At 65.4% G+C, this 4,119-nt stretch carries 3 protein-coding genes; 1 reads left to right on the top strand and 2 read right to left on the bottom strand.

All coding sequences use genetic code 11. From position 1 onward, the window contains the following. Positions 1 to 132 precede the first annotated feature (132 nt). Both Q4E95_RS11485 and Q4E95_RS11490 read right to left on the bottom strand, forming a co-directional pair. Entirely contained in the window at positions 133 to 831 is a 699-nt protein-coding gene (locus tag Q4E95_RS11485) for a response regulator (RefSeq protein WP_303383436.1), read from the bottom strand. Beyond that, positions 828 to 2,471 (bottom strand): ATP-binding protein, encoded by a 1,644-nt coding sequence (locus Q4E95_RS11490; RefSeq protein ID WP_303383437.1) that lies wholly within the window; start codon positions 2,469 to 2,471, stop codon positions 828 to 830. Before Q4E95_RS11490 ends, Q4E95_RS11485 begins: the two co-directional genes overlap by 4 nt. 142 nt (positions 2,472 to 2,613) lie before the next feature. Between Q4E95_RS11490 and Q4E95_RS11495 the strand changes: the two genes are divergently transcribed. Beyond that, positions 2,614 to 4,041, top strand: coding sequence for a cation:dicarboxylase symporter family transporter (locus Q4E95_RS11495; RefSeq protein WP_303383438.1), 1,428 nt, complete (start codon positions 2,614 to 2,616; stop codon positions 4,039 to 4,041). Positions 4,042 to 4,119 lie beyond the last annotated feature (78 nt).

The raw sequence follows: 4,119 nt of genomic DNA on the forward strand, positions 1-4,119 counted from the left end.
TGCCCTCCACCATTGAGGACGACTCGGTGTTGGAGGCGCTGCATTCGATCCTGGCGCCCAAGTCCTGAGGCGTCGTCTCGTGACGGAGGGCGGCCGGGTACGCGTACCCGGCCGCCCTGCGGATCTGTGAGCTCACCCGTTCCAGCCGTACTCCAACTCCGGCCGTCCGGGCGTGCCGTGGCGGGGCCGCCGTTCCACGATGCCCCGCTCGGTCAGATGCTCCAGGTAACGCCGTGCGGTCACCCGCGACAGTCCCAGTTCCCTGGCCAGCTCGGCCGCCGAGTAGAACCCCGCGACCTGCTGCAGCGCGGTCACCAATGAGTCCAGGGTTTCGGGGGACAGCCCCTTGGGAACCCTCGGCGCCGATTGCTCCTGCATGGCGGCGAAGGCCCGGTCCAGCTCATTTTGATCGAACGTGGTGGACGCCGGTGTGGCCGAGGAAAGCAGCCGGTGGTATTGAGCATAGGACGCGAGCTTGCGCTCGAACACGTCAAAGGTGAACGGCTTGATCAAGTACCCGACCACCCCGAGCGCCGTGGCCCCGCGCACGGTTCCCGCGTCACGGTGGGCGCTGACGATCATGAAGTCGACATCGACCCGGCGCGCCCGTAAAGTCCTGGCCACATCCAACCCGGACATGTCCGGGAGGTTGATGTCCTGCAGGACCAAATGCACGGGTTCCGGCCCGGAGGCTTTCTCAATGATGGCTCGGGCCGCCGCCTGCCCGGTCAGGGCGACCCCCACCACCCGGAACCCGGGGCAGCGGCCAATGTACTCCGCGTGCGCGGCGGCGGTGAGTTCCTCGTCGTCCACGACAAACGTATTGATCACGGTTGTCCTCCCTCCCGGTCGGGGGATGAGCCCAGTACCGGGATCTCCACGGTAAACACTGCCCCGGCCTCGTTGACGAACCGCAGGTGAGATCCCCACGATTCGGCAATCTGCTGCGCGAGGTGGAGGCCCACCCCGCGCATGGAACCGCCGATCGGTTTGGTCGAGACCCCTCGGTCGAACAGGGAATCAGCAACCGCGGGATCCACTCCCGGGCCGGTGTCGGCCACGGTCAGATGCACGTATCCTGCGCGCTCGGACGGCGCGAGCTCCACCTCGACCGCCGGTTCTTCCCGGTGCCGGTTGGATGCCGCCGCGTAAATCGCGTTGTCCAACAAATTCCCGACCACGCTGACCACCTCCAAAGGGTCCGCAGAGGACGCCGGTATGTCACCGTGCGCCAGGACCTGCAGGTCCACGCCGCGCTCGTGTGCCTCTGCGGTCTTGCCCAGTAGCAAGGCGGAGAGATAGGGGTCCGCCACCGACTCCGTCACCGTTGATCCGAGATCGCGGGTCACCGAGAGATTGGAGGCCGCGAAATGGAGGGCCTGCGGGTACCGTTCGAGCTCCAGCAGGGACACCACGGTGTGCATCCGGTTCGCGTGCTCGTGCGTTTGCGCTCGCAGACCAGCGGCCATGGTGCGCACGGAGTCCAGCTCCCCGGACAGTCGGGTGAGTTCGGTGTGATCCTGAACGATGAGCACTCGCAACTTGGAGTCCTGTGATGCCTTCACGCACGAGACGATCAACGTCCGGGCACCCACGGTGCACCACTGGTCCGAGAAGACGCGCCGGCGGTCGAGGAGTCCGAGGACCGCCGCGGGCAAGGTGCCCGCGGGCCACGGTTCAGTTCTGCGCCGCAACGCGACGGAACGACGGCGCCGTGCCGGGGCTGCGTCGTCGGCGGCGGTGGGCATATCGAGCAGGTGACGGGCGCGGGCATTTGCGAGCACCGGGCGGCCGAGTTCGTCGAGCAGGACGAGACCCTCGCGGGCTTCGGCCAGAACGGCGTCGTTGAGAGCCTGTGAACGAACGAGCGCTTCCGGCGCCTGACCGTTGGTGGCGCGGCTGAGGTAGCGGGCCAAGACGTAGCTGACCAGGGAGGACATGGCGAGCAGGGCCGCGACGATCAACGCGAGCCCCGGAAGCTGCTGCCGATTCTCCTGAGTGATCTGGTCGAGCAGCACGCCGCTGGAGACCAGGCCGACAATGGAACCGTCGGTGTCGTAAACGGGTGCGATGGTGCGTACCGAGGGGCCCAGCTGACCGGTTTCGGTTTCGGTGTAGGTCTCGCCGGCGAGTGCGTGAGAACGATCCCCCAAATACTCGTGCCCCACGTACTCCGGAATCGCGTGGGTGAGGCGGATGCCGTCGGGGGTCATGAGCGTGACGAAGTCGATGTCGGATTCGTCCTCGACTCGATGGGCGTAGGCCTGCAGGCGATCGGTGGGGTCGGTGGAGGTCAGGCCCTCGCGCACGAACGGGTCCTGAGCCATCACGGACGTGGCCGCCCGGGTCACCGACTCCGCTCGCATGGTGACCCACGAGCGGGTCTGCTGGATCATGACCAGGGACACGACCACGGAAATGACGATCACCAGTCCGAGCTGCAGGGCCAGGAACCGTTTGGCGAGTGACACGTGCACCTCCGTCAATCTTTGGGTCGGCCGGTTGAGACAGGGTGTGACCGGCGCCATGAACAGTATGAACACAACGCGACAGAACTCACAGGGCTGCGTGAGGCTGGTCACTATTCCAGCACTCGTGTTCTAAGGAGCCATCATGGCCGATAACTCAACGGCACCGCGGTCGGCGCAGACCGTGTCCGGAGGGGCGCAACGCAAGCCCAAGAAGGACCGCACCCACTACCTCTACATGTTCGTGATCGCCGGTGTGGTCATTGGCGCCCTGCTCGGCCTGATCGTCCCCGACTTCGCCGTGACCCTCAAACCACTGGGCACCGCCTTCATCGGGTTGATCAAGATGATGATTGCACCGGTCATTTTCTGCACCATTGTGCTGGGCGTGGGTTCGATCGCCCACGCCGCCACCGTGGGCAAGGTGGGCGGCATGGCCCTGGCCTACTTCTTGATCATGTCCACGTTCGCATTGTTCATCGGCCTGGTGGTCGGCAACATCGTACAGCCCGGTAGCGGCCTGGACCTGTCCAACGCCAGCTATGATTCCGCCGGTTTGGCGTCCACCGCGGATCACGGTGAAGAGGGAACAATCGGGTTCCTGCTGGGGATCATCCCCACCACCCTGCTGTCTTCGCTGACCGCCGGCAACATCCTGCAGACCCTGTTCGTGGCCCTGCTGATCGGATTCGCGCTGCAGGCCATGGGGGAGTCCGGCAAGCCCGTGCTCAAGGCCGTGACCTACATCCAGGCCGTGGTCTTCCGCCTGCTCATGATGGTCATGTGGGTTGCCCCGATCGGTGCCCTGGGCGCCATCGCCGGGGTTGTCGGTGCCACCGGCATCCAGGCCATCATCTCCATGATCGGCTTGATGGCGGCGTTCTACATCACCTGCATCCTGTTCATCGTGGTGGTGCTGGGTTTGATGCTCAAGCTGGTCACCGGGGTGAATATCTTCAAGCTCATGAAGTACCTGGGCCGTGAATACCTGCTCATTTTCTCCACCTCATCCTCCGAAGCCGCACTGCCTCGCCTCATTGCCAAGATGGAACACCTGGGTGTCTCCAAGCCCGTGGTGGGCGTGGTGGTTCCCACCGGTTACTCCTTCAACTTGGACGGCACCGCGATTTACCTGACCATGGGCGCGCTCTTCGTGGCGGACGCCATGGGCACCCCGTTGGCCCTGGGTGAGCAGATCACCCTGCTGCTGTTCATGATCATCGCCTCCAAGGGCGCCGCCGGTGTCTCCGGCGCCGGCATCGCCACCCTGGCCGCCGGCCTGCAGTCCCACCGCCCCGACCTGGTGGACGGCGTGGGCCTGATCGTCGGTATCGACCGCTTCATGTCCGAGGCCCGCGCGCTCACCAACTTCTCCGGTAACGCCGTGGCCACCGTGGTGCTGGGCACCCTGGTCAAGCAGGTGGACAAGGAGCGCGTGAACCGCGTTCTCGCCGGCCAAGAGCCCTTCGACGAGCAGTCCCTGGTGAGCGATCCGCACGCATCGCCCACCTCCGCCGAGCAAGCACTCGAGGGCAACCCCGAGGTCAAACCGGTGGGCCCGCGCACGGTCTGATCGCCCGCGTCGCTCCACAACTTGTCATGTCCCCTCCGGTCACCGACCGGAGGGGACATTGTGTGTTAGACATACTGT

It is taken from the genome of Kocuria sp., assembly GCF_030536815.1.
GTDB lineage: Bacteria > Actinomycetota > Actinomycetes > Actinomycetales > Micrococcaceae > Kocuria > Kocuria gwangalliensis.